This is a genomic window from Chroococcidiopsis sp. [FACHB-1243], assembly GCF_014696895.1.
Classification (GTDB): Bacteria; Cyanobacteriota; Cyanobacteriia; order Cyanobacteriales; family Chroococcidiopsidaceae; genus Chroococcidiopsis.
The window spans coordinates 166,039-190,627 of sequence record NZ_JACJQX010000007.1 but is presented as its reverse complement, the minus strand read 5'-3'; the positions used below and the strand labels follow the sequence as shown (position 1 = coordinate 190,627).

At 43.4% G+C, this 24,589-nt stretch carries 23 protein-coding genes and 2 pseudogenes; 10 read left to right on the top strand and 15 right to left on the bottom strand.

Annotated features, from left to right (window positions below; translation table 11 throughout):
- Positions 1 to 105: 105 nt before the first annotated feature.
- Positions 106 to 504: pseudogene (locus H6G17_RS07740) on the top strand (hypothetical protein); the annotation flags it as partial.
- 9 nt (positions 505 to 513) lie between these two features.
- On the opposite strand, the gene H6G17_RS07735 reads toward H6G17_RS07740, so the two are convergent.
- From H6G17_RS07735 to H6G17_RS07700, 8 genes are all read right to left on the bottom strand, one after another.
- Positions 514 to 936, bottom strand: coding sequence for an EVE domain-containing protein (locus H6G17_RS07735; protein ID WP_192155785.1), 423 nt, complete (start codon positions 934 to 936; stop codon positions 514 to 516).
- 104 nt (positions 937 to 1,040) lie between these two features.
- On the bottom strand, positions 1,041 to 2,384 hold the full coding sequence (locus tag H6G17_RS07730; protein ID WP_192155783.1) for an OB-fold nucleic acid binding domain-containing protein: 1,344 nt from the start codon (positions 2,382 to 2,384) through the stop codon (positions 1,041 to 1,043).
- On the bottom strand, positions 2,377 to 3,156 hold the full coding sequence (locus H6G17_RS07725; protein WP_192155781.1) for an endonuclease: 780 nt from the start codon (positions 3,154 to 3,156) through the stop codon (positions 2,377 to 2,379). The genes H6G17_RS07730 and H6G17_RS07725 overlap by 8 nt, the downstream gene beginning before the upstream one ends.
- A gap of 1 nt (position 3,157) precedes the next feature.
- Positions 3,158 to 5,797: a DNA polymerase III subunit alpha gene (locus H6G17_RS07720; protein WP_192155779.1), complete on the bottom strand. Its 2,640-nt coding sequence runs from the start codon at positions 5,795 to 5,797 to the stop codon at positions 3,158 to 3,160.
- Between the two features lie 100 nt (positions 5,798 to 5,897).
- Complete coding sequence (locus tag H6G17_RS07715) at positions 5,898 to 6,560, bottom strand: Uma2 family endonuclease (protein ID WP_192155774.1); 663 nt, start codon at positions 6,558 to 6,560, stop codon at positions 5,898 to 5,900.
- Between the two features lie 41 nt (positions 6,561 to 6,601).
- Positions 6,602 to 7,525, bottom strand: coding sequence for an alpha/beta fold hydrolase (locus H6G17_RS07710; RefSeq protein WP_192155772.1), 924 nt, complete (start codon positions 7,523 to 7,525; stop codon positions 6,602 to 6,604).
- Positions 7,526 to 7,537: 12 nt separating this feature from the next.
- Positions 7,538 to 9,595, bottom strand: coding sequence for a serine/threonine-protein kinase (locus H6G17_RS07705; protein ID WP_192155770.1), 2,058 nt, complete (start codon positions 9,593 to 9,595; stop codon positions 7,538 to 7,540).
- Between the two features lie 102 nt (positions 9,596 to 9,697).
- Positions 9,698 to 9,850: a hypothetical protein gene (locus H6G17_RS07700; protein WP_192155769.1), complete on the bottom strand. Its 153-nt coding sequence runs from the start codon at positions 9,848 to 9,850 to the stop codon at positions 9,698 to 9,700.
- A 145-nt stretch (positions 9,851 to 9,995) separates the two neighbouring features.
- Here H6G17_RS07700 and H6G17_RS07695 point away from each other — a divergent pair, with 145 nt between their 5' ends.
- Entirely contained in the window at positions 9,996 to 10,205 is a 210-nt protein-coding gene (locus H6G17_RS07695) for a hypothetical protein (RefSeq protein ID WP_192155768.1), read from the top strand.
- A gap of 93 nt (positions 10,206 to 10,298) precedes the next feature.
- Here the strand turns inward: H6G17_RS07695 and H6G17_RS07690 are convergent, their stop codons facing one another.
- Both H6G17_RS07690 and H6G17_RS07685 read right to left on the bottom strand, forming a co-directional pair.
- A complete protein-coding gene (locus H6G17_RS07690; protein WP_192155767.1) occupies positions 10,299 to 10,475 on the bottom strand; it encodes a hypothetical protein in 177 nt (58 codons plus the stop codon).
- Positions 10,476 to 10,584: 109 nt separating this feature from the next.
- On the bottom strand, positions 10,585 to 12,402 hold the full coding sequence (locus H6G17_RS07685; protein ID WP_192155766.1) for an alpha/beta hydrolase: 1,818 nt from the start codon (positions 12,400 to 12,402) through the stop codon (positions 10,585 to 10,587).
- Positions 12,403 to 12,769: 367 nt separating this feature from the next.
- Here H6G17_RS07685 and H6G17_RS07680 point away from each other — a divergent pair, with 367 nt between their 5' ends.
- Together H6G17_RS07680 and H6G17_RS07675 are read left to right on the top strand one after the other, a co-directional pair.
- Positions 12,770 to 14,101 carry a hypothetical protein gene (locus H6G17_RS07680; protein ID WP_192155764.1) on the top strand — a complete coding sequence of 444 codons (1,332 nt, stop codon included), beginning with the start codon at positions 12,770 to 12,772 and terminating at the stop codon, positions 14,099 to 14,101.
- On the top strand, positions 14,098 to 14,286 hold the full coding sequence (locus H6G17_RS07675; protein WP_192155762.1) for a hypothetical protein: 189 nt from the start codon (positions 14,098 to 14,100) through the stop codon (positions 14,284 to 14,286). The genes H6G17_RS07680 and H6G17_RS07675 overlap by 4 nt, the downstream gene beginning before the upstream one ends.
- On the opposite strand, the gene H6G17_RS07670 is transcribed toward H6G17_RS07675, so the two are convergent.
- A complete protein-coding gene (locus H6G17_RS07670) occupies positions 14,283 to 16,394 on the bottom strand; it encodes a flavin-dependent dehydrogenase (RefSeq protein ID WP_192155760.1) in 2,112 nt (703 codons plus the stop codon). The two genes, H6G17_RS07675 and H6G17_RS07670, sit on opposite strands and share 4 nt — an antisense overlap.
- A 164-nt stretch (positions 16,395 to 16,558) precedes the next feature.
- Here H6G17_RS07670 and H6G17_RS07665 point away from each other — a divergent pair, with 164 nt between their 5' ends.
- Positions 16,559 to 16,792: a hypothetical protein gene (locus H6G17_RS07665; RefSeq protein WP_015157184.1), complete on the top strand. Its 234-nt coding sequence runs from the start codon at positions 16,559 to 16,561 to the stop codon at positions 16,790 to 16,792.
- Between the two features lie 65 nt (positions 16,793 to 16,857).
- Here the strand turns inward: H6G17_RS07665 and H6G17_RS07660 are convergent, their stop codons facing one another.
- The 3 genes and pseudogenes from H6G17_RS07660 to H6G17_RS07650 form a co-directional block, all read right to left on the bottom strand.
- Complete coding sequence (locus H6G17_RS07660) at positions 16,858 to 17,184, bottom strand: carbohydrate porin (protein ID WP_347276415.1); 327 nt, start codon at positions 17,182 to 17,184, stop codon at positions 16,858 to 16,860.
- Positions 17,185 to 17,567: 383 nt separating this feature from the next.
- Positions 17,568 to 17,777, bottom strand: a pseudogene (locus H6G17_RS07655) (hypothetical protein); the annotation flags it as partial.
- Between the two features lie 416 nt (positions 17,778 to 18,193).
- Positions 18,194 to 18,451 carry a hypothetical protein gene (locus H6G17_RS07650; protein ID WP_106545410.1) on the bottom strand — a complete coding sequence of 86 codons (258 nt, stop codon included), beginning with the start codon at positions 18,449 to 18,451 and terminating at the stop codon, positions 18,194 to 18,196.
- Between the two features lie 195 nt (positions 18,452 to 18,646).
- On the opposite strand from H6G17_RS07650, the gene H6G17_RS07645 reads away from it, so the two are divergent.
- On the top strand, positions 18,647 to 19,255 hold the full coding sequence (locus tag H6G17_RS07645) for a DUF3318 domain-containing protein (RefSeq protein ID WP_192155756.1): 609 nt from the start codon (positions 18,647 to 18,649) through the stop codon (positions 19,253 to 19,255).
- 357 nt (positions 19,256 to 19,612) lie between these two features.
- Positions 19,613 to 20,749, top strand: coding sequence for a 7,8-didemethyl-8-hydroxy-5-deazariboflavin synthase subunit CofH (gene cofH, locus H6G17_RS07640; RefSeq protein ID WP_192155754.1), 1,137 nt, complete (start codon positions 19,613 to 19,615; stop codon positions 20,747 to 20,749).
- Positions 20,750 to 20,783: 34 nt separating this feature from the next.
- Here the strand turns inward: cofH and ppk2 are convergent, their stop codons facing one another.
- Positions 20,784 to 21,635 (bottom strand): polyphosphate kinase 2, encoded by an 852-nt coding sequence (ppk2, locus tag H6G17_RS07635; RefSeq protein WP_192155752.1) that lies wholly within the window; start codon positions 21,633 to 21,635, stop codon positions 20,784 to 20,786.
- 121 nt (positions 21,636 to 21,756) lie between these two features.
- On the opposite strand from ppk2, the gene H6G17_RS07630 reads away from it, so the two are divergent.
- The 3 genes from H6G17_RS07630 to H6G17_RS07620 all read left to right on the top strand — a co-directional run bounded on the left by H6G17_RS07630 (position 21,757) and on the right by H6G17_RS07620 (position 24,589).
- Positions 21,757 to 22,263 (top strand): hypothetical protein, encoded by a 507-nt coding sequence (locus H6G17_RS07630; protein ID WP_192155750.1) that lies wholly within the window; start codon positions 21,757 to 21,759, stop codon positions 22,261 to 22,263.
- A gap of 121 nt (positions 22,264 to 22,384) precedes the next feature.
- Positions 22,385 to 22,705 carry a DUF6464 family protein gene (locus tag H6G17_RS07625; protein ID WP_199316579.1) on the top strand — a complete coding sequence of 107 codons (321 nt, stop codon included), beginning with the start codon at positions 22,385 to 22,387 and terminating at the stop codon, positions 22,703 to 22,705.
- A gap of 54 nt (positions 22,706 to 22,759) precedes the next feature.
- A complete protein-coding gene (locus tag H6G17_RS07620) occupies positions 22,760 to 24,589 on the top strand; it encodes a hypothetical protein (RefSeq protein ID WP_192155748.1) in 1,830 nt (609 codons plus the stop codon).

The following is a 24,589-nucleotide window of genomic DNA, read 5'->3' as shown; positions in this document are numbered from 1 at the left end:
CATTGGAAGACATCCTCCAGCTTGCTCTGTTCTCGATCCTATATAACCTAATAGCTTCTATCTTCCCGCGTTTACAAAAACACAAACTAGAGTAGAACCAGAGTCGTTCAACACATGCTACCAGAAGTCGAGGCGATTTCTCATCGGGTTTACATGAATCTCCTGCGACAGTTTCCCAAAATCACCACACGGCGGGGAAGATTGGATCATCCTAGCGTGAAGCATTCGTGCCTCCGAGACTTAGATATGTTTCAAGCATACTTGTGGCTTTGCGTGTTGCAGGGTAACTTGGCTCCAATTGAAGATGAGCTAGTGCGTTTGTGTACAATGGTCATGCCACGGGTGGGCGCGACTTGGGAAATGACCGCTGTGTGGAACGTTCTATTAGTAGCAGAGATAATGAGTCGCACTTGGATGAGCGAGCAGAAATTTCTCAAGCCTTACACGAACGGGCTTATACGGGCATTCGAGCGATCGCAAAGTCAGTTTGTTGTAGAATCTTGACTAAAATCATTATCCTTTTAATTGATGGACTCGCTGCCATTCTTCTGATGTGATTTTATAGTTAATTCCAGGAGCGCGAATTACAGGTAAATTGCTTAAAACGCGATCGTAAAGCAGTTCCGATCGCCTCAATGGTTGTCCCAGCAGTCTGCGAAGACAACGGATTTTAACGTGGAGTTTACTACCAGCTTTGCTCGGATCGAGCCAATAGTCTTTATCGGGTAATTCTGTCAAAGCTTGTACGGGTTCGGCAACTTCCGCGATCGCATATATTCCCGCTTTTTCTCCTGCCATCCACACCAAAACTCCATCACCCACAGCAATCTCTTTGCTATAGCGAGTCACCCGCCACGGAATTGTTTCTAATTCTCGAATTGCATCTAAAATTCGGTAATATTTAGGGTTTCCTTGAAATAGCCAGTAATTTGTCATTTGTCATTTGTAGTAGTTGATAATCGGTAATTGTTAGTTGAGGTTTGTTCAATAGTTTTGACTTTTAACTTTTAACTTTTGACTTCCCCATTACCTATTACCTATTACCCATTACCTACTAACAATGGTTGTACGTGCGCGGGAAAATTGGCGGTTCTTAGTGCTTCTACAGCGGTTCTACTATCTTGTACCCAATAACTGCGTCCAAGGCGTACTAGTTGACGGTTACGGGTATCTTGAATAATAGCAAACACGGGAATTCTCGCTTTTTCTTTCTCTTCTACCTGCTTTTGCAAAATTTCTTGTAAGCGATGTTGTTCCTGGATGTTTCCAGCTTGTAAGGGATCGAGTTCTACCATGACTAAACGGACGTTTTCTATTGGTTCTACATCTTCAATAATCATTTGTACTTTGTCGTCTCGTCGATCGACTTTACCCCAAACAATTAATCGGGTATCTGCTTCTAACAGATGGGAAATGCGTTCGTAGGTTCTAGGAAAAACAACTGCTTCTGTTTGTCCTGTCAAATCTTCTAACTGTAAAATTGCCATGCGATCGCCTTTTTTCGTGGTTACGGGTTTCATGCTAGTTAGCATCACTACCGAACTCACAGGCATTTCGCTAGAAATATTTTCTAAATTGCTTAAGCTAATCGGAGATAAAATTTGTGCTGCTTGACTGACTGCTTTAAGAGGATGATCGGAGACGTAAAAACCTAATAACTCTTTTTCTTTGCGTAACTTTTCTGATTGTTGAAAATCTGCGACTGGAGTTGCTTTGGGTGCTGAATCAAAGCTATTTTCCGACTGACTAGTATCCGTCAGTCCCCCTAAGTCAAATAAACTAAATTGACCGATCGCTCGATCTCTAGCACGAGATTGCGCCCAATCGTGTACTAGTTCTAAATCTTTTAATAATTGCTGGCGATTTGGTTCGAGTTTATCGAATGCTCCACAATAAATGAGTGGTTCAATTGTCCGACGAGTTACAGCACGTAAATCGACGCGATCGCAAAAATCAGCTAGAGATTTAAATTCTCCGTCCGAACGCGCTTTTAAAATCGAGGCGATCGCTTCTCCGCCTAACCCTTTAACTGCTGAGAGTCCAAATAAAATATTATTTTCTATTGGTGTAAAATCTACACCAGAGCGATTGATATCTGGTGGTTCGATTTGAATATTCATGTTCAAACAGGTAGCAATATATTTTTGTACCTGTTCTGTTTTGTCGCTATTAGCTGTTAATAGCGCCGCCATATATTCTACAGGAAAATTCGCCTTGAGATATGCAGTTTGATATGTGACGTAGCCGTAAGCTGTAGAATGGGATTTATTGAAGCAATTTGAAGCAACTAATCCATTTTTTAAAATAAATTGATGATCTCGTTCAACCCCAATATCATATACTGGCTGAATTCCTAACGATTTCCGACTAATTATCTTAACCACGTCTATAACTCCCCAGAATTTGCTCAATTTTCTGCTTTTTACGGCTCAGTCCTAATAATGGATTTTGATATACGAAGTTATAAAATGCTTGAATATTCTGACGACTGTAAATTCTCCAATAATAAGCTTTTCCTGAGACGTGTTCTTCTACAACACCCATATCTAAAACTCTAGCCAGCTCACTTGTGAACTCGAAAGAACCTACAATACAAACAAGTCCGCCACTTCTTCCCTCGTTTACATAAGCACAGCCATCTCCATCAAAATATCCCAATACATAAGAAGCTAAATATTCTGATTCAGGAAAATAGTAAGCACCAGAAAACATTCTCCCAGTTACCACACTATAGTTGCACAAAGCAGTAGCTATTTTTCGTGAAGAAAAGTTGATTTGATAGTGAGGAGCGTAGCCTTGAGGTTTAATAATTCTAATATTTCCAGAGCATAATAGTTCTCGACTAAGTAGCTCTGTCAGTTCGCGATCGATTGATTCAAAAGCAATATAGTTAGTTTTAGTAACACACCCATCTGCTACTATCAAACCTAACAAGTATGCTTTAGCTTGAGTATCAATTACATCGAAGTACCCTTCATTCAAAGTGTAGCGATTTCGACGCTTAGTATTAATATCCGCTTCTTTAAGAACTCTAGCAACAGCTCTTTCACTTACACCAAGATAACTAGGAATGTTTCTGCACTCTATTCCTGCAACAAAAGCATCTATTATTTGTTGTTTATGTTGTAAATTTAATTGCCGATAGCTCACTAACATTTTACAGATTTTGGATTGACTTAACTTGTTTTAGATCTAATTCTTGTTCAAAAATCTCATCAATTGGTAACATTTTTCCATCCAATGTCATAAACTTATGATCTTTGGTTGCCCTAATAATTGAACCATCTTCTAAACAATATTCAAATACTTCTTGTTGTCCTCGATTATGCCATTGAGCAATAGGTTGAGTGTATATAAAACCGCTAGCATCAATACTATAAACCGTGCATTCAATTCGTTCCTCTATAATCTTACCTATAGGTATTGCTCCATATTCAACAGTTAAAATTTCAGTATCGTAGCTGAGACAATACTCCGCGAACTTCATCATCTTCTCAAATAACTCTTCAGCTATTTGTTTTTTCACTCCATTTCTTGCTGCACCATCAACAAAAATTTCTCTTTGTTTCTGCATTTCAGAAGTTTTCTTTTTTCCCATCGCACGTCTTAACAAATCCGCCTGTCCGAGGGAATATCCGGCTAAATCTTGAGCAATTTTCATAATTTGCTCTTGATACACCATAATTCCATAGGTTTCTTGCAAGATTGGCTCTAATATGGGATGCTCGTTTTCAATTGCTTCTTTACCGTGTTTGCGATTAATAAATTTTGGAATTAAACCAGCATCTAATGGTCCTGGTCGATATAAAGCTAGCACAGAAGAAATATCTTCGATACAAGAAGGTTTTAAATCTCGAACAATCTGACGCATTCCCGAAGATTCTAGCTGAAATACTCCTTCTAACGCGCCTGCTTCTAGCAGCTTATAAGCTTTTTCTACATCTTCAGGAATTTTATCAGTTTCACCTTTGGCTAAAATTTTCTGTACTTTTCTTTCATTTGCCGTAACTTCATACGGATCGACTTTTATTTGGCGATATTGTTCGATCAGTTGAATAGACTTTTGAATTAAAGTCAAATTCTTTAATCCTAAAAAGTCCATTTTCAACAATCCCATTGCTTCGATGTCTTCCATAAAATATTGGGTAATGACATCGCCTTCTTTATTCCTTTGTAACGGAACAACTTCATCTAACGGATCGGATGAAATCACAACTCCGGCTGCATGAACGCCGTAAGTTTTGTTCGTTCCTTCAATTCGCATCGCCATATCAATCCAGCGGCGAACGTGGAGTTCGTTGTCGTATCTATCCTTAAACTCTTGTTCTGGTGTGTCATCAGAAATCATCACCGCCAATTTAGTTGGCTTACCCCGCACCACAGGGATTAATTTCGCCATTTTGTCTGATTCGGCGTAGGGAATATCTAAGACTCGCGCCACATCTTTTAAAACAGCTTTGGATGTGAGGCGGTTAAATGTAATAATTTGCGCGACTCGATCTTCACCATATCTCCGCGTCACATATTCAATCACTTCATCGCGTTTTTCGATGCAGAAATCGGTATCAATATCAGGCATTGACTTTCGTTCTGGATTCAAAAATCGCTCGAATAGCAAGCCATGATGTACCGGATCGATGTTAGTAATTTGTAGGCAATAAGCAACCAAAGAGCCAGCAGCGGAACCGCGTCCTGGTCCTACGGGAATGTCGTTATCTCTAGCGTATTTAATGTAATCCCAAACGACTAAAAAGTAAGTTGAAAATCCCATTTTTTGAAGCATTTTCAACTCGTATTCCAATCTTTCCTTATAGACTGGTTCGATTTGATTGCGAGATTTACGATTGAGGCGTTCTAATAATCCTTCCCAAGCGACTTCTTCTACATAAGTATCGGCTGTATGTCCGGCGGGAACAGGATAATTAGGCAGTCGCGGTTCGCCTAAAATGTGGTATGGCTCGACTTTTTCGGCAACTTCTAAAGTTGTAGCGATCGCCTCTTGGATAATATCATCTGGCAAATGATCGCGAAATAATTGCGCCATCTCCTCAGCAGACTTCAAATACTCCGTCCCGCTGTAGCGCATCCGATTATCTTCGGAAATTAGCTTACCAGTTTGAATGCATAATAATGCGTCGTGAGCATCTACATCAAAACAGGAAATATAATGGGAATCGTTCGTAGCAACAAATTTAATATCTAATTCTTTAGCTATCTTAATAATTTCTACATTTACAGTTCTGTCTTCAGGAGAACCGTGGTCTTGAATTTCTAAATAATAATCCTCCCCAAAAACATCTTTATACCATTTAGCAATTTCTCGCGCCACATCCGGTTTACCTTGTAAAATGGCTTGGGGAATTTCTCCACCCAAACAAGCACTAGTAACAATTAAGCCTTCGTGGTACTGTTGTAACAGCTCCTTATTTACACAAGGACGAGCAAATATTCCTTTACCTTGAAATCCTTTCAGGTGAGAAATCGACGTAAGTTTAACTAAATTCTTGTAGCCTTTAGTATTTTTCGCTAAAACAACTTGATGATATTTTCTAACTCGGCGGCGTTCTTTATTTCCAATATCGCCGTTGATGACATACATTTCATTGCCAATAATTGGCTTAATATTTTTACTACGACAGACTTTAATTAATTCGATCGCCCCATACATGACACCGTGATCGGTAAGCGCGATCGCAGGCATACCCAATTCTATCGCCCGATCTACCAGTTGCGGCAGCTGGCTTGCACCGTCAAGTAGGCTGTAATCGCTATGGATGTGTAGACCGACGAAAGACATAGAAGCATCCCGCAGTGGCTATGACAGAAGTATAGGATATCAATTTTAGGCACGTTAGGGTACGTCTATTGCATTCTCCGAGGCGGAATTTAACATATTGTTAATTGTTTGGAAGAGTTCTCGTAAATTCTATAACCCATCTCCGAAAAGCCTTAATTGCCACATTTCTTCCCTCTACTCTACTCTGAGTTACATACTGAGGGATCGCTGTTAAAATTGGCAAATTAGGAAAAATTTGACTTTGTTCTGTAGTAATATACTGCCGATCTTGTAATAAGTAAATTTTGAGCGATCGCCCATCATAAATCCACAATTCGGGAACACCTAAAGCTGCATAACTATTCTTTTTAATCTCCGAATCGCTGGTAAGATCGATTTCAATTGCTAAATCTGGTGGAGGATCGAAATTCAGATCGATCCTCTCCTTGCCGCGAATTGCTGCTTCATTTTGAATATAAAAACAAGCATCTGGTTCTACACCAGCATTCATAACTTGCCGTTTAAAAGTAGTCGAACCTAAACTCCTGAACTCAATATCGAGTTCCTCTAGTATTACTTTTACTAAATCTCCAGTAATTTCTTTTCCATCTTCATGTCCTGCCAACGGAACCATAATTTCCAATATTCCTTGATAATACGCGATTCGAGAAGCACGGCGATCGCCCAACTCTGCTAATATCTGCTCAAAATCATTCCAGCTAATATTGCGTAGAGTAACCTTTTGCCCTGGCTGTATGTCAATTTGGCTTAATTTAACTTGCATTTCCAACTCTCCCTTAATACTTTCAAATAACGTAAAATCCCTTAGTAACCCTTTGCGCCTTTGCGTCTAACGCTTCGCTTCGCCTTCGGCTGATGCGCGACATTTTCATTCTCTACTTGCCGAACAAACTGCTGCACCACCTGAAAATACTTACTCCCTGCAACCTCAGCAGTATTATTATGCCCCGCCTCTGGAACTAAAAAAATTTGCTTTGGTTGCGGTGCAGCTTGATACAATTGTTGACTCATGCTAGCGGGAACTTGCCAGTCGGCAGTACCATGAATAAACAATACCGACATAGCTAAAGAACCTACTTTATCAATAGAATCAAATCGCTGATGCAACAGTAAATCTATCGGGAAAATACGATAAATTTGCTGATGATTTACCATATCCGCCACTGAAGTAAAAGAACTTTCGACGATTAATCCAGCCGCCTTTGGTTGCTTAACCGCCAGATCGATCGCCACTGCACCACCTAAAGAATGTCCGTAAATAAAAATCCGATTGGCTGGAATCTTTTTCTCCTTAACTAAATAATCCCAAGCTACTCGTGCATCTTGATAAACTTGCGATTCAGAAGGGAAATTACCCTGACTCAAACCATAACCGCGATAATCGGGAAGTAATACTGAAAATTCCATGCGATGAAATCGATTTGCATGAGCAACATTTGCCCCGATATTAATTCCATTACCGTGCAAATATAGTAATACTCTGTTACTTGGTGTCGAGGCAGGTATCCACCAACTATGCATTTTTTCTACCCGATTTCCTATTTTTACAGGCAACCATACTTCTTGAAAATCCAAATTAAAAGCTGCTGGAGTAGTATCAATAGTAGCGCGAGGAAAGAAGATAAATCGCGTTTGTTGAAAGTAGAGAAACAAACCAGCAATAATATAGAGACTACCCGCGATCGCCATAATAGGAAATAGCGATCGCCAAAGGAATTGTATTGACATGGACACAAACTGCTATTCGCTAATAATTAGTTTAAGCCGATAATCGCTCTTACCAGACGCAGTAGATACAATAACAAACTCGTAAAAACCCGATTCTGGTAGATCTCCATCCCAAGTGCGATCGCGAGAATCTTCCATCAGCTTAATTTTACCTGTAGGAGAATACACGGAAATTAATACTTGTGGATCGGCTTCCAATTCCAGTTGCATCACTTGTTCTTCTGTTAATTCGGCAACAAAAGTTTTGCCTTCGCCAGACTTCAACCTACCACTAACTTGTCTTTCACTCGTTCCAGAATCAAACTCAATTTTCTCATAAGCGTTTCCCTTCAGGATAGCTTGCAACTTCTCCTCAGCGATCGCATACCAAACCTGATTAATTGGTTTGTTCATAAAATTTTGTCCCCGCTGTTGGGGAAACATTTGTAAAAAGGCAGCATCAGCTAAATCGTATAAAACTCTATTACTTAGATTTAGTTGATACAATTGCTGTTGCCAACGCGATCGATCTTTTTGCGAGTAACTACCCAAACGCTTGCGAGTTTCTGAGGGCAGAAATTGCAACCAATCTAAACATTCCGCCGCCAAATTATCCCAATCAGCCCTAATTTTTGCATCCTCTGGATTCGCCGTGAGACGACGACCTTTATACTGAGGATATCTTTCCCAAAACACTTGGTCTACTAAAGCAATGTAATATCTGTTATTTATCCCCATTCGCTGGCGGCGATCGCGCAATTGATTTTTCCGACGTTGTTCGGCAGCAGAAAACTGAGGTTTAGCGGCTACTTTTGGCGACTGAGGTACTTTCTTTTCAGTTAGATTTGATTGAAATTGCAACCAACCACTCACTGCTAACCAACCCATATATGCAGATATAATTCCTATTGGTAATGCAAACCAAATTTTTTTGGTTTTGAAAAAAGTAACGCTAGGAATTTTAATAACTGGCTTCGGAAGATTAATTGCTGGTTTGGGAAAATTGTTAACCAACTGAGAAAAATTAATAACTGGCTTTGGAATGTTAATAACTGGTTGGGGAATATTAATAACTGGCTTGACAGCAACGGCAACTGGCGACTTATTAACTGCTACTGTCATGGGAGTAGGTAGAGGTGTTGCAGCAGTGCTATGCTGCTGTAAGAGGTGTAAAACGTGTTGTGCGGAATGATAGCGATCGCTAGGGCGAGAAGATAGCATTTTATCTAACATTGTCCCTAACATTGGCGTAAGACTGACTTCTCGCCGCCAGTGCCATGTAAGATGGCGATCGTCGATTAATTCTTGTGGTTCTTTACCTGTAAGTAAAACTAATACCGTAGCAGCCAAGGCATACAAATCGCTGTGAGGATAAACTACCCCCTGCTGCATTTGTTCGGGTGGTGCGTAGCCGACTTTTCCTAGTAGCGTAGCGGTATGCATTCCCCTACCAGACTTAGCTGATGAAACAGTCGCAACAACTTGTTTGACACCACCAAAATCAATTAGCATTGGGAGGCGATCGCTAGCGCGTAAAATTAAATTTTCTGGGGAAATATCCCGATGAATGACTCCTACACTGTGGATGTAATCTAATACAGGCAGAATTTGCTGCAAGAGATGAACGATCTCTGTCTCGCTAAAAAATTTTCCTTGCTGCATTCTCTCATCTAGCAGGCTACGGTAGGTTTCCCCTTCTACGTAATCTTGGACGAGAAATAAATGTTCTTTACTGTCAATTTTGACGCGAAATAATTCGCGAAAGCGGGGAATTTGCGGATGCTGCAATTTGTAAAGAACTCCCGCTTCCCGTTCAAACAATTCTGCTGCTTTGTGTAAAAGAGTATTACTCTGTGCTTGCGGCGCAAATTCTTTCAAAACGCAGAGTTCGCGAAAGCGGTTAGTATCCTCCGCTAGATAGGTGCGCCCAAAACCACCTTGTGCTAGCAAACGTACGATCGAGTAGCGATCGCCTAACATCTGTCCTGAATACAAGCCATTTCCCGACGCTAGAGACAGCTTCTCGCCGCAATGCATACAAAAACGACTTTCAGGCAAGTTTTCGTGACCTTGAGTGCAGTATACGGGCATATGACAGCGAAGGAGTTATGAGAAGCGAGGGAATTCGGAATTCGGAATTCGGAATTCGGAATTACGCACCATCCCAGCTTTTACAGGGCATTATGAGTATATCTACAAATTTAAATAACTCACGATCTCTCCCTTAAACTCATCTCCAGTGACACTTTTTTCAGTTATCAGCGAACGGGGTGTGGGGAATTGGTAGTTGGTAGTTGGTAGTTGGTAATTGGTAATTGGTAATTGCTCCTCAGCTCCCGAGCGCAACCTTGCGCTCCCTCAGCTCCCTGCTACGCTCCCTGCTCCCTTGTCTCCGCCTCTTTATCAAGAATTCTTAAGCTGATGAACGTGGGTGCAGTTATAGCCTGAGAATATTGAGAAATAAATCTTGGTGCAAGAGGGATAAGCCATAATGTCGATCGCTCGAACTTCCACGTCTACACCAAAAGCAAGAGGTACTGAGCTGAAAGAGCAGGAACTCATTCAGCAAATTCGGGCAGAATTAGTATCTACAATTAGAGTTACGCCAGATGAAGCATTGGCAGACTGGCAGAGAACCTCTATCGGACAGGGGTATTTTAGCGGTACGTTAGAAAGCGAAATCTATCGTTCTTTTTTGTAATTACCTGTTTTGCAACTACAGTGGTTTAGTTGCGATCGCGACTCACACATGACCGCATCGCTTGGCGAACCTACCGAACCGTAGATTGCTGAACTACGAATTACTGTCGCTTGTCTTACCACGGATTAAAATACTCACAAGTGTCCAGCCTGCCCACAAAATAGCTGAAACTAGCAGGAAAATCATCAGTAAGGCTAAGCCAGAAAACGGCGCTACGATGAAGCTGAGTAGCAAACCCAACAGTAAAATCATCAATAAAGTCTTGTCCATTACCATTTAACTCCTCGTCTCGATCTCATTCACCAAGTTAGCAAGCGCGATCGCAAATTGACCTCTAACTAGAGTTATTTGTCATTGGTCATTGGTTGTTATTCTCTCCTCAGCTCTCTTTTCTCCCCCGCCTGTAAGCTTGAGGACAAAAATTCTGTTGGGCTGTGACCACCGCACAGATAGAATTAGCTAGCTGGGTTAGTGGTAAGGATGAAACGAGACTCACATCTAGCGGTGCTTGGCTGATGGTTTGAATATAGGAGGAGCTGAGATAGGGACGATACTGGGGGTTTCGATCGAGATAAGTTTCCATGAATGCCACGCTCAAAATACTAACGTAGCGACGTGCGATCGCTGGATTGGGACCAATAACTTGTGCGGGTAGGGGAATCGGATCGGCATCTTCCGCAGCTGATTCACCAATCGTAGAAAAATGGCTGGCGCGATCGATGGAGATCAAGTATTTTCGCTCTGTTGTTAACCAAGCAAAGGGAATAATCTGTTCTGGTAAGGCAGGAGCAATTGTATCTGCACTGCTGCTGACGATCGCTACGGGAATTTGAATCTTCCTCAACCCTAATTCCCCAAAAATACTACTAGTAAATGGGTTAATGGCGATCGCGGCTTTAATTCTCCAGTCTTTCAAATTATCTTGAGTCAATGGTAAAGCCAAAGCACGACACTGAAGCAGTAGCGATAGATTCCAGATATCTTTAGGGTTATTACAATCTTGACGCAATTGACTAAAATTCAAGCTTGCACCTGCTAAAGCTAAGGCAGTATAACCGCCAAAAGATTGACCAATAATCGCTGCTCGTTGTACATTCAACTGCCAATCGGGATTAACTACGTTCAATCGCTCTAATTCATCCAATAAGTATTTCACGTCTAAAGGACGGTTGACAAATTCGCTTGGCTCTGCTACTTCTGCTGCTTGACCGGAAAACAGCGATCGCAATTGTTCTGCATTGCTACCAGGATGTTCGGGAACTGCAACAGCAAAACCATAACTTGCCAGTTGCTCGGCTAAATAAATAAAACTCGTGCGATCGCTCCCTAAACCGTGGGATATGACTATGACTGGGAAGCGTTGGTAATTGGTAATTGGTAATTGGTAATTGGTAATTGGTAATTGCCCCTCTGCTCCCCTGCTCCCCTGCTCCCCTGCTCCTCTACTCTCTTTCCCCTGCTCCCTGCTCCCTGCTCCCTGCTCCCTGGGTAAATAAAGATCGGCAACAAAAGCGCGATCGCGGCGGCGATCGCTTAATTTTAAGGTTTGCTTACTCCAACTAAAACGTCCAGGCGATCGTAAATCTGGTAACTGAGAAAAATTGATTCCTTGGACTTGAGCAGCTGCGACTGTCGAATTTTCGGAAATTAAGGCGATCGCTCTGCGAGATTGGCTAATCAAGGTTTCTAGGGCTTCAGCCAGCTGAAGCATCCGCCCCATATTAACTCGTACGTTAGTCGGAAATTTGTGTAGTATGTTCAGGAGTGTTAAGCCTTTTGGATCTGCTGCTGCTAAAACGAGTGCCGAGCGCAGGGCATAAAATCCCGATTGCCGAGATTCAGTTTGGACAACCTCGCCTAGTCTTTCTAACAGGGTCGTTCCAGTTGGCGTATAAAGAAACTGGGATACTGCAACCGGACTTAGATCGATCCGTTTGAGTAAAACTCGTTGTAATTGTAACAATCGTTGGGGACTGACATATGCTGCATAGGTAGCTAACTCGTCGTCAACTATGCCTTTTTTAGCGTAGCTTTCCAAGGAGTTCACAGAAATAGACCGTTCGATCGCTCCATAGGAAATATAAATTTTTTTTGCCGCGATCGCAGAGTTGGCAATTCCAGGTATTGGTAAAAACCACAGTCCTAAACTACTTACCACAACTCCTAACCAAGTCCGAGCCGGAAAATTAAATGACATAGAGCAAATAATTAATTAGTGATGCACATGCGCGCATTCGCAAGTCAGAAGCATCTAGCCACCAGCCACTAGCCACTAGCACCACTACTCACTTTCCACTGACAACTGACTTTCTTCAATTGAGGTGGTGGAGGTAAGATAGCTACAGGATAGAAACGAGAGTAACAACTCGCGCCTAATTATTTTATATTTCTGCATACAGAATTTGGGAAAAATTACCAGTATAAATACTGAAAAATTCATTTATGGTAGAAGATCTATTTTTTTAAGAAAGTCTGAATCTTTAAAAAAATCTTTTAAAAGTGGATGAATAATAGAAAGTCTGATATCGGGGCAGCTAAGAATTTTTACAGCGGGGTACAAGACCATGAGTGAAGCAGAAAAAGTCAATAGTGCGCCATTTGCTGAGTGGTTTAATTTTGCTAATAGTGGGCTTGCCGATGGTGAGGCATCCCCAGCAAACCAAGACGAAACCAATTTATCTGAGTCAGCGGACGATGCTGCTGTTGCCCGCGATGTTTCTGTGGAACCAGAACCCGCAGTAGGTTCTTGGTCGTCCGTTGCTCGCTGGATGGACTCAGCAGAGAATGGTGGAGCATCCTTAACTCCTGAAGAAGTCGCGACGTTATTAAGTTTCATCCAAGAGATGCGCGGTTCCAACACCAAACTAGTAGAACGGGTAATTCAGTTAGAGAGAGCGCTAGAAAACAGCCAAAATGAATTGCACTATATCAGAGGGCGATCGCGCGAAGCGGATTTGAAGCTTGCCCAAAAAATTCAAGCTCAGGAGCAAGCGCGATCGCAAGTAGAATCTTTATCTACCAAGCTAGAGACGGCAGAACAAGCCATCCAGCAGCAGAAAATTGTGGTTGAGACCCTCACCGATGACTTAAACGCCAGCCAAGAACGGATCGCTCAAATGGAAAGAGAATGCTCTCTCGTGCAGTCTAGATATAACGAGCAATCCTATCAGCTCATGCAAGTCGAGACATCCTGCCGCGATCTCCGCTCTCGCTTACTGCGCCAGCAGCGCTACACCATGCAGTTAAAAGTAGCGCTAGAAAAGTGTGCGGAATCACCCGCTTCCATAACCGATCGACCCCCAGAAACTAATGCTAGTAGTTTGAGAACGCAATCGTTATTCCCCAACCCGCAACCGATTACTCCGTGGTCGATTCAAACCCCGAATTTTATCGATCGCGACCGACAAGAATCCTCAGATTCACCATTGAATGAGTGGACGGCGGAAAACTTTTTGAGCGATCGCCAAGCGCCTTACAGTTTCAATTCCACCCCCAGTACTGGATCTTTCGATTTGCAAAGTGGGAATAGCTCGGCAGAGCGAAGTTTTTTCTTTTCAGAAACTAACCAAGAAGTAGACCTAGACGATTTCTTGAGTTTGTTGCAAGAAGAAGCCTCAGCAGAGGCGATCGAGACTGACGATACAACGTCGCTTGACCTCGATCGGCTCGCGCCCCAACCAAAGATATCAGAATCGCACCCAACCAATGAATCGCAGACGGATGAACCAGCAGGCGAAGCAGAAGCTTCACCAGCCGATGCTTCCCCATCCAGCCAGAATCAGGTTAACCTCAACTGGCCCTCACCAGTTGTTTATCCCTGGCATCCACCCAAAGGTAGAAAATCACTAGCATCAATTGAATTACCAAAATTTCCACGCAGAAACCAGAATCAGTGAGCAGGGAGCAGGGAGCAGGGAGCAGAGGAGCAGGGAGCCTCTTACCACGCACCACGACGCAGCTTTATTGCGGAGGACACCTCCGCAACCGCCTGCTTCACCACGCACCACGCACCACGCACCACTTTCTCACCAACAACCAATTACCCATTACCCATTACCCATTACCAACAACCAACAACTAACTACTAACTACATCTTGAGAACCAATTGCAGGCGTGCGGGGATGAGGGGCGATCGCCAGTTGGGGTCTTCCCATACCAGTTGTTAGGGCGTAGCTTTGTGTCAGCAGCCTCAACCACAATCTAGGATAGCGGGGTTCTAACCACGGCTGGATCTGGCGCAATAAACTCGGCAACCAGCCGCTAAAACAAACACTTAGCAAGGCATTCCAGCTAAAGTTGAAGTAACTCAGCAGCCATCGCAGCAGATCTTTGGCTCCGGCTAATTCCCAAATCCAGAGCAACAAGACGGGATTTTTTCTGGCAGCTTTCAGCGCCAAACGATTAAAAGTAAACCAATCAAAGCGGTCTTTGATAAAGCGATCGGCAACTTCTAAAGGTTCGTCAGTCAACAGTCCGAAGAAATTATTCAGCATCGAGTTGACCCGTTCTGGTGGTAAAAATTTACCCGTGGGAACCATCATGCCTTTAGAAAACATCCAAGTCACGGCAACATTGCTTTGATAGGCGCGAATTTGATTCAAATCGCTAGCACTGAGCAAATCGTGCTTTAATGCCGTATCTAATAAAGCTGTGAGACGGCTGAGATTGCGAACTAGGGAGCCAAAACCAGTAAAGACGAGGGGAGATTGCAGCGAAGCCGCATCGCCGATCGCGACTAAGCGATCGAAAGCAACCGTGCGATCGCGACTCCCAACGCTAAAATGTCCCGGAATATAACCAAACGTAGGTTTTTTCCATACGAGATTATCTAGGTCGCAACGGCGATACTCTGGCAAAATCGTGAAAAAGTCCTCGTACATCTCCAGCAACGAACCGGGATTTTCTCGATTGACTTGATGGTAATGGAACAAATAAACTGTGATTTCTTCGCCCGCACCAGGAAATAATTCCCAAATTAGCTGTCTTCCCCGTGAAATGTCGCCGTGGCTATTCAAGACATCGCCATATTGAGCATCCCATACTCCTGGCTCGAAGCCGCCATTAACGACCGCTCCTACCGTTGGACAGACGCTATCAAAAGCACGACCGCCATTGAGTTGCCAAGCAATCGGAGAAGCTGTCCCCATTGCATCTACTAAAACTCGTCCGCTGGCTTGTTTTTGAGTTTGGCTGGGTAAATGCCGAGCTTGTAACGTAACTTGCGATCGCGCGATATCAGCACGGAGAAACTCGGTTTCATCCCAAATTTCACCCCCCGCAGCTTTTAACTTTTCTCCACACAGATGCAGTAGCCTTTCTGCATCTAAGGCTATATTCAGCACCGTTGGAGTATGGAGGATCGGTGCTTTTAAGTGGGGTGGATTGTTCCCATCGAAAAACTTATTAAATCCGTCTTTATATTCTCGTGCAATAACACTTTCGCATTCTGCGGGAGTTAGCAAACCCAGCTCGATTAAACTTTGTAATTCCGTGCGAGAAATATTCCACTCCCGATTCATCCGTCCAAATGGCAAACGCTCCAACAACAACACGCGATAACCTAACTGCGCCATCACCGCTGCATGAATCACGCCTAATGCGCCACCGATGTAAATGAGATCGTAGGATGGCTGTAGAGACGTTACATGTAACGTCTCTACATTTTTTCCAGAAAACACAACTTGACGCGGCTGCTGCGGATTCTGCACTCCTTCGCGCCACCTTTGCTCCCACCAGTAAACTCGCTTGAGATCGTATTCGCCATGAGGCATTTGCTGAAAATACTTGACGGTGAGGGGGTAGTGGGGAGCAAGCGCCTCAAAAATAGATTGTTGGGATAAATCTATTGCTGGTGGTGCGGGATAGTTATGAGGAAACTTAATTCTAATCTGCTTTACAAGACTTTGCAGAATTTGCCGTTCTCCTGGTAGGGGAGAATCTGCCCAACGGAAGACCTTGAGATAGGTAGTACGCTGTACAGACCAAACAAAAGCGGAGATCTCCCCTAGCTTTTTTGGCGTTGGATCTGAAATATTTGTCTTTATCGCTGTATCTATAGGTATTTGCAAGCGAAAACCTTCAGGCGCGATCGCTTTTTGCCCGATTCCTGGTTCAAATTCCGCTTGCAACCAGTGCCGAACGACAGATGTGTCTGGTGTGGGGATTTCAATGTACAAGAGTTCTTTCATCTTGGCGCTTTTGTCTATGGGTAAACTACCAATTTGGACAGAGGTGACAAGGGTTTAGACTAGGCTAAGCTTGCCAAAAATAAGCTTGCTTAGAACAAGTTTAAGAAAATTTACAATTGTGTTTGGATTTATTAAAACAGTTTTTTATCTTGTAAACTCCCGCCATGCATTATCCCATCCCAACCAGCCCTGAAGAAATTATTAATCTCAGACAAAAACCAATTAGCGATGAATTGGTAGCCACTGCGATCGCGGGCGTGATTCAGTTCGTCCGTTCCCAAGGACAATCTTTAGAACAGCTAACTGCCCAACTGCTTGCAGATGATAGCTTACTAGACGATCGCCAGCGCCGCAGGCTGAGCGAGATTGTAACTCAGGCGTGGGAAAAATTTGCCTAATCGGTTGCAATCAAAACTCAAAGGCAGTGCGAATTGTTCCAATCACGATGTCTTCGTTCTCAGTATTATGATTTGGAGCTGTCAGCCAAATCAAACCAGGGTGATAGAGATATTATCTGTAGCTTGGTGTCTGTAGAAGCCTTCAACGTGAATTGAAGTATTGGGGTCGCTCGATTCCCTACCGCTCTTAAACTGCTACTCATACCAGTTAATTTCGGTTGCATCCCAATAATAATTCCGCCGAGATTGCCTTCTTTGCCCAGATCGGGAAATCCGAAGGCGATGGCGTAATTCCAAATCGATCCATCTCCCAAACCAATCGCGCGAGCAGCAGTATAGCCCACCCAGCCACCAATCGCAAAATTCTCGCTAATTCTGTAACTGGCTTCAATGCCATAGGAGTTACCGACTACAGGCAGTTCGAGATCTGGCGTACCGATTTGAGTTAAATTAGCGGCTGTACTACCCGCACCTGTATCTAAACCTTGACCGGCAGCTCCATAAGAACAGGATTAATTTTTTTCATTTGTATGATATCAATTCCACGCTTTCCTGACGCACGACCGACTCGTTTGAAAGCATTCTCAATGCACCCTGTAGTTTAAAAGATGCGATCGCCAATGCTCCAGAACTCGTTACTAAGGCTGCCGAACGGGTTGTCCGCTCTGTTTCAGTAGGACAGAAATTAGCAACTAGGAAGTTAGAAAATAGCAGGGGGAACTGAGGCGGCTGAGGAAGGGTTAGGATTCCCAACTTCCTGTTTCTCCCGATGCCCCGACTTTGGTTTCAGGAACAACCAAGCAATGAAGAAAAACGCTGCTGTAAACAGCTGGAGCGTATCTACGCTCGATAGGGAGCCATCAGAGAAAGAAGCAATGCTTCGGTCAATGATGCCAAACAACCAAAAAGATATTCCCAAGAACCAAATCCCGTTTCTGAGATAACTCAAGAAGATAGATGCTTCCGATGGCGAGCGATCGCTCATAACTTTATTCCTATAAATTCAACAAGTCATTGATTGGGCAGCAATGTACGGACTTTTCGGTTAAAATCTCTGTCTGGCTTTGCCTCCAGATTAAGAAATATCTCTTTTAACTACCCTTATCTAAAGAAGTATTTCATCAGCTTGACAAGTGTACTGTTGTTTGTATCGTATTCTATCTCATCAAAATAGATTTGCCCGTTGCCAACAGGAATATTTGCTTGAATTTATAGTTTGGTGATGATTTCTTGACCAGCTATCAGTGACTAGTGGCTAGTGGCTGGTGACTAGAAAAGATTCCAGCCAAAGCGTCATCGGTTCCACCAGCCACTTCTCAATCACCGTCTTCACGGAGTAGTGTAGCGGAGGGCGTTTACCGTCAACCACCAATTACCAATTACCAATTACCAACCATCAACTTAACGATCGCAGTCTTCTTTCGGTGTTAAATCTGAGGGGGGGCGATCGTTACTCCACGCCCACCAGACACAACTGCATTGACACTGATAAAACTCTTGCCACTTGCGACGGTTGTTTTCGGTAAATACGGGCGATCGTCGATTTAGCCAGACTCTTTCTGCTTCGCGGCTACCAGAACGACAACGGGGACAACAAAATTCATTGGCATGAGTTGCCTGTTTAGTCCATTGAGGCGGAATCGGTGCAAATGCATCCATTGAAGAGATAATTTTTTAAGTCTATTAGTTTATTATCAGCGATCGGCAAACAAGGTGTAGGGTATAGGGTGTGAGGTGTAGTGAGCTTTTAACTTGTGTACGGGCGGGTGCGCGCAAATCGATGGACAGCCATAACTCGAAAATTTGGCTCAAAACCCGCCCCTACCAATACATAACTTTTCCCATCCCCTACTCATGGAACCAACTACTGAAATTCGCCGCCTTCTGGACTTGATGCCTGCTTCCGGTCGGATGTTGACTAAGATTGTCGGTAAGCGGGAGCAAACTAAAGTTATCGATTATACTTTTCCTATGCCGTGGCAGCAGGAACGTCGCATTTCCATTAATTTCGATCTCTGGCGGCGGCTACCCCAACCACAGCGAGATTTGTTGCTGTTGCGGACTGTTAGCTGGTTGACGGCGGTGAAGTGGTTTAAACCCGATGTCTATCAGGGAGTTGTCTTAGCTGGGCTTTTGGGGACGGTAGTAGAGATCGTGCAGGGGGATGTGGTGGGTACTGTGGCAGCTGGAGCATTAACCGCGATCGCCGGGACTCGGATTTGGCGCAATAACCGCAGTTCTCAGATTGAGGTAGAAGCAGATGAGGCAGCAGTGCGCGTTGCTGGGAGGCGGGGTTATGCTGAGGCAGAGGCGGCTCAATATCTGTTGTCGGCAATTGAAGCGGTGGCACAGATGGAAGGACGACCGACTTTAGATTTTATGGAACTACTCCGCCGTCAAAATTTGCAAGCGATCGCTGGACTTTCTTCTGTTGGTATTCCAGAAACTCTCAGAGAAAAATAATCAATAGATTACTTAATTTAATAAGCACAATAATTAGCTCTAAAAAGGGGTTGTCCCGTGCTATTTTTACTGCTACAATTTAGCGTATACGCTTTATAATGGAAATATTTAAAAAATCTAAAATTGTGACAATGATCCCATTCTTATATAAAGTGTATCAAAACTAAATCGCAAAGTCAATATCCCTTTGTCTTTTTATTCATTACAATTCGTTCCTCACAAATTTTATTAGCACCTTTTTGTGCATAAGTTAGAAATTAAGCCTTAACTAAGCACCAAAACGCATATATTAAACTCGGTGTCAAAAGGTATCGAAATTATGTTTTTAAAAACCTGAATAGCAGAACGCAAATAATAATGATAACTCAAACAATTGAACATATTCTCGACCGCGCCTTATCTGGAAACGATATATATCCAGCCGAAGGAGTAGAGTTATTACAACAAACTGCACCGGAAGCAATTGCTTTCATCCGCGATACTGCCGATAAACTTCGCGATCGGCAAGCGGGAGAAACCGTTACTTATGTTATCAATCGCAATATCAACTTTACCAATATTTGCGAACAACATTGTAGTTTTTGCGCCTTTCGTCGCGATGCAGATGAAGCAGGTTCCTACTGGTTAGAATGGGAGCAAATTTTAGAAAAAGCTACCGATGCCGTACAAAGAGGGGCAACAGAAATTTGTATGCAAGGGGGACTTCATCCTACAGCAAAAATCGATGGTAGATCGCTGTCATACTACTTGCAATTAGTCAAAACGATTAAAGCAGATTTTCCCCAATTGCATTTACACGCCTTTTCTCCCCAAGAAGTGCAATTTATTGCTAGGGAAGATAGTTTGAGCTACGCCACCGTTATCGCTGCATTACGGGATGCTGGTGTTGGTTCGATGCCAGGAACAGCAGCAGAAGTATTAGATGATGATGTTAGGCGAATTCTGTGTCCAGAAAAGATTAATACAGAGACATGGTTAGAAATTGTGAGTACGGCACATCAACTTGGCTTGCCGACAACAAGTACCATGTTATCTGGACATATTGAAACACCCCAACAGCAAATTTGTCACCTAGAACATTTGCGATCGCTGCAACAAACTGCGATTCAACGGCAATATCCTGCAAGAATTACAGAATTTATCTTACTACCTTTCGTCGGACAAGAAGCACCTAAACCTCTCAGAAAGCGGGTAGGAAGAGATCAGCCAGTTTTAGCAGATGCTTTGCTACTCACAGCAGTGGCGCGAATTTATCTAGGAAAATGGATTCCCAACCATCAACCGAGTTGGGTCAAACTCGGACTTGCAGGCGCAACAACAGCTTTAGAATGGGGTTGCAACGATATTGGCGGCACGCTGATGGAAGAACACATTACCACAATGGCAGGCGCAGTCGGTGGTACTTGTATGGCAGTAGAGACATTACAAACAGCGATCGCTTCCCTCAATCGTCCCTACCGTCAAAGAGATACGTTGTATGGCAATCTCGTTTAAGTTATGAAATATTCTTGACGCTACTAAAAATTATTTAATAAACCTGTGGAACGAAAAACTGTTCGTTTAGAGGTGGACGATGATAGCCAGTTCCAGGCTTTCTAGGTGGTAGATCGAATGCATCTGGAGTCATATCTTGGTAGGGAATCTTGCTTAAAATGTGTTGAATTAAGTTAAGTCGCGCCCGTTTTTTATCATCGGCTTCCACCGTAAACCAAGGAGCCTCTGGAATATTAGTATGAGCTAGCATGAGATCCTTAGCCTTAGAATACTCCTCCCAGCGATCGCGGGCTTCAATATCCATCGGACTGAGTTTCCAGCGCTTAGCCGGATCTTTTACCCGCGCTTGAAAGCGGCGTTCCTGTTCCTCATCGCTGACAGAAAACCAATACTTCAATAAAATAATCCCCGATCGCACCAACATCCGCTCGAATTCAGGGCAAGATTGCATAAACTCTTGATATTGGGCTTCGGTACAAAAACCCATCACCCGTTCTACCCCCGCACGATTGTACCAACTGCGATCGAACAGCACGATTTCCCCTGCCGCAGGTAGATGGGCAACATAACGCTGAAAGTACCACTGCGTCTTTTCCACATCTGAAGGCGTACCCAAAGCCACCACACGACAGCCACGCGGATTGAGGTATTCCGTCACGCAACCAATTGCGCCTCCCTTTCCGGCTGCATCACGTCCTTCAAAAATCAGCGCTACCTTTAAACCTTGATGTTTAACCCAGTACTGCAATTTCACCAACTCCGTTTGCAGTTGTGCCAATTCTTTTTCGTAAAACTTACCGTTTAGCTTTTTCTTCGATTTGTTCTCTTTGGCACTGTCACCAGACTTGATTGCTGCATGAGTCCCATTTCGATCTATAGCTGACATGGGTTTTTCTCCTAAACGAATTTTTTTCAAAAAAGTTAATCTATTCTTTCCTTGTCAATATAGTTCGTTTGTACTAACATGCAGTTAAAATTTGAGCGGCGATCTCCAATCGAGAAGTAGTATGACAAAACTCAAATCAAACTTAATCCAATTTCCCATCCAGCAGCATCTAGGGCGTTCTAGAGTCGTAACATTACCAGTATCTCCCGAACGCCACCAACCATGTGTAACGGCGATCGCAATCCCAAAGCGAGAACATCAGGCAATACCACCCTTGCAGCCTCAGATCCCATTAGAATTGTCTCACAGCAATCGCCTCGAATGGCAGCACTTGGTAGCACAAGCAGACAAAATTAATCAATTAGCCGCACAACTAGAAGCAGCAATCTTTGAATTAAAAGCGATCGCCAACCAAATAGACTACACTCAACAGCTATCTGGCAATACTTGTGAGTATCGCTCAGTCGTTGTACCCCAAGTCAAGCGCCGCAACACAAATGAATTCATTTTGACAACCAAAGTCATCGATTTATTTCAAGCTGAAAGAGAAGCACAACAGCTAGCGCAAACATTGAGACAAAAGACAAAAACCAGGCAAAAATTCCCTCTACTGAATTGGCTGTTATAGATTAGGGAGTAAGAGGGTTGTTGGTTGTTGGTTAATGATGTATCGGCTAGTAGCTGGACTCCTTTCTAGTCACTAGCCACCAGTCACTAGTCACCGATGACTGATAACTGACAACTGACAAATGACAAGAGGTAAAGCACAGGTGGGAGCAGCACTCTGGATTCTTGCTTTAGGACTAATGCCATCATTGCTATCGCTGTGGCTACTGCGCCGAAGAGAGGCGCAAATACAAGCGAGATTTAGGCAAGCAATCGACTTTAGCCCCATCAGGACACAGAGAAGCGAACCTACACCACTTCATAGCGATCGCTACTATCTAGAAGGAGTAGGATATTTGGTTGGTGACATCAGCTGTCGCTACAATGCTCGTTCCGGCTATATTAGGTGTGCGGTCAATCCTGAAGGACCCTGTGAGGGTTGTCGCTACTACGAACCGCGGTAGCTGCTTGATTAATTTATTAGTGTAATTTATTTGGTGTAAGGGGTGTGAGGGTTGGTGAATTTTACCCAGAGAAGTTGGCTTCAGTGGCTGACACTTTTCGGATGGATTGCGATCGGTACTATTCTTAGGTTTATTAATTTGGATGCGAAGCCACCTTGGTCGGATGAATTTGCCACCTTAGTATTTAGTTTAGGTAATAGTTTTCGCACTGTCCCTTTAGATCGAGCGATCGCCCTAGACACCCTACTACAACCCTTACAGCCTCGTCCATCTGCCAGTTTTGGTGATGTTTTTCACAATTTAATGACAGAGAGTACTCATCCTCCTGTCTATTTCCTCCTCAATCATCTATGGTTACAGCTATTTCCTCCAGATGAGGGACTAGTCTCATTATGGGCAGCAAGAGCCTTCAGTACCATTCTAGGAGTGGCTGCAATTCCTGCTAGTTTTGGTCTGTGCTGGCTAGCTTTTCGTTCCCGCCTGGTAGGACAAATCGCCGCCGCAATGATGGCAGTCTCACCCTATGGCATCTACCAAGCCCAAGAACCGCGCCACTATACCCTAGCAATTTTAGTTATTATTGCTTCTCTGGCTTGCTTAGTTGTCGCTACACGCTGTTTAGAGAACCGAAAACCAATCCCAATTTGGTTAGTCTTCACTTGGGTGGGAATTAACACATTAGGAATCGCCGTTCACTACTTTTTCACTCTCACCCTCTGTGCTGAGGCAATAGTTTTGCTTGCTGTAGTGTGGAAACAATTCAAAATTCAAATCAAAATTCAAAATTCACAATTCCCCGAATCCACTGTACGGGCGGGTTTCGATCGAAGATTTATTGACATAAGCCGTGAATCTTTTGCTAAACCCGCCCCTACCACCTCCCGACTCATCACCGTTGCAGCTGGAACCATCGCCGGGGGTTTGATCTGGTTGCCTTTCTTGCATAGTATTCCAGATAACCAAATGACAGATTGGATTTATCGCGGTAATCCTTTCGGCAGTATTTTAGAAAGCACGGCGAGGTTTTTAGCTTGGATGATTTCAATGCTGTGGCTGCTACCCGTTGAGGGCGTGAGTCAACCAATTGCCCTGGTTTGCGGTGCAATTGTCATCGCTTTTCTATTTTGGACGTTGCCTATACTCGTTAGCGGTTGGAAAATTCAGTTATGGCGATCGCCATCTCAGAGTGGGACTCAAGTTGTAGGTGGATTTGTTTTGGTAGCGATCGCGCTATTTTCGATTGTTACCTACGCCTTGGGTGCAGATTTGAGTATTGCCTCGCGCTATCACTTTGTTTACTTTCCAGCTACGATTGCGATCGTCAGTGCAGCATTAGCAATTTGTTGGGATAGCGATCGATTAGTTCGACATACAGAGTTAAACTGGACTCCTCGTCAGCAGTTACGACTCAAATTTCTGCAAACAAGAGGTAAAGTTGCAGTCGTGCTAATTTGGCTACTCGGTTTGCTCGGTGCTTTAACTGTCGTTTTTAACTTTGGTTATCAAAAGATTGAAAGACCCGATCGCCTTGTACCAATTATGCAACAAGGATCGCAAAATCCAATTTTAATCGCTACAGCTCACTATACTCGCGCACAGGTGAGAGAACTCATGACACTGGGTTGGCAGTTTAAACATCGGTATGGTTCTCAAACTAATTCTCCTTTGTTTCTTTTAGCTCAGCACGACCGTAGCTCGAATCGCTCAGTAGAAACTCTTTACAAAACAATTGCTGAACTACCAAAACCCCTAGATTTATGGGTCGTTAACTTTACTAGCGCCAGACACGACTTAGAGGAAGGAAATAATCAAATTTGTGTCCCAGATTCACAACGCCGAGCTAAAGTCAATGGCTACCGAGCCAAGCTTTTTCACTGTCAATAA

What these genes read in the sequence shown, in the direction of transcription:
- H6G17_RS07735 (WP_192155785.1), bottom strand. Translation starts at nt 936, where the DNA reads ATGACAAATTACTGGCTATTTCAAGGAAACCCTAAATATTACCGAATT.
- H6G17_RS07725 (WP_192155781.1), bottom strand. Translation starts at nt 3,156, where the DNA reads ATGTTAGTGAGCTATCGGCAATTAAATTTACAACATAAACAACAAATA.
- H6G17_RS07720 (WP_192155779.1), bottom strand. Translation starts at nt 5,797, where the DNA reads ATGTCTTTCGTCGGTCTACACATCCATAGCGATTACAGCCTACTTGAC.
- H6G17_RS07715 (WP_192155774.1), bottom strand. Translation starts at nt 6,560, where the DNA reads ATGCAAGTTAAATTAAGCCAAATTGACATACAGCCAGGGCAAAAGGTT.
- H6G17_RS07710 (WP_192155772.1), bottom strand. Translation starts at nt 7,525, where the DNA reads ATGTCAATACAATTCCTTTGGCGATCGCTATTTCCTATTATGGCGATC.
- H6G17_RS07705 (WP_192155770.1), bottom strand. Translation starts at nt 9,595, where the DNA reads ATGCCCGTATACTGCACTCAAGGTCACGAAAACTTGCCTGAAAGTCGT.
- H6G17_RS07695 (WP_192155768.1), top strand. Translation starts at nt 9,996, where the DNA reads ATGTCGATCGCTCGAACTTCCACGTCTACACCAAAAGCAAGAGGTACT.
- H6G17_RS07690 (WP_192155767.1), bottom strand. Translation starts at nt 10,475, where the DNA reads ATGGACAAGACTTTATTGATGATTTTACTGTTGGGTTTGCTACTCAGC.
- H6G17_RS07685 (WP_192155766.1), bottom strand. Translation starts at nt 12,402, where the DNA reads ATGTCATTTAATTTTCCGGCTCGGACTTGGTTAGGAGTTGTGGTAAGT.
- H6G17_RS07680 (WP_192155764.1), top strand. Translation starts at nt 12,770, where the DNA reads ATGAGTGAAGCAGAAAAAGTCAATAGTGCGCCATTTGCTGAGTGGTTT.
- H6G17_RS07670 (WP_192155760.1), bottom strand. Translation starts at nt 16,394, where the DNA reads ATGAAAGAACTCTTGTACATTGAAATCCCCACACCAGACACATCTGTC.
- H6G17_RS07665 (WP_015157184.1), top strand. Translation starts at nt 16,559, where the DNA reads ATGCATTATCCCATCCCAACCAGCCCTGAAGAAATTATTAATCTCAGA.
- H6G17_RS07650 (WP_106545410.1), bottom strand. Translation starts at nt 18,451, where the DNA reads ATGGATGCATTTGCACCGATTCCGCCTCAATGGACTAAACAGGCAACT.
- H6G17_RS07645 (WP_192155756.1), top strand. Translation starts at nt 18,647, where the DNA reads ATGGAACCAACTACTGAAATTCGCCGCCTTCTGGACTTGATGCCTGCT.
- cofH (WP_192155754.1), top strand. Translation starts at nt 19,613, where the DNA reads ATGATAACTCAAACAATTGAACATATTCTCGACCGCGCCTTATCTGGA.
- ppk2 (WP_192155752.1), bottom strand. Translation starts at nt 21,635, where the DNA reads ATGTCAGCTATAGATCGAAATGGGACTCATGCAGCAATCAAGTCTGGT.
- H6G17_RS07630 (WP_192155750.1), top strand. Translation starts at nt 21,757, where the DNA reads ATGACAAAACTCAAATCAAACTTAATCCAATTTCCCATCCAGCAGCAT.
- H6G17_RS07625 (WP_199316579.1), top strand. Translation starts at nt 22,385, where the DNA reads ATGACAAGAGGTAAAGCACAGGTGGGAGCAGCACTCTGGATTCTTGCT.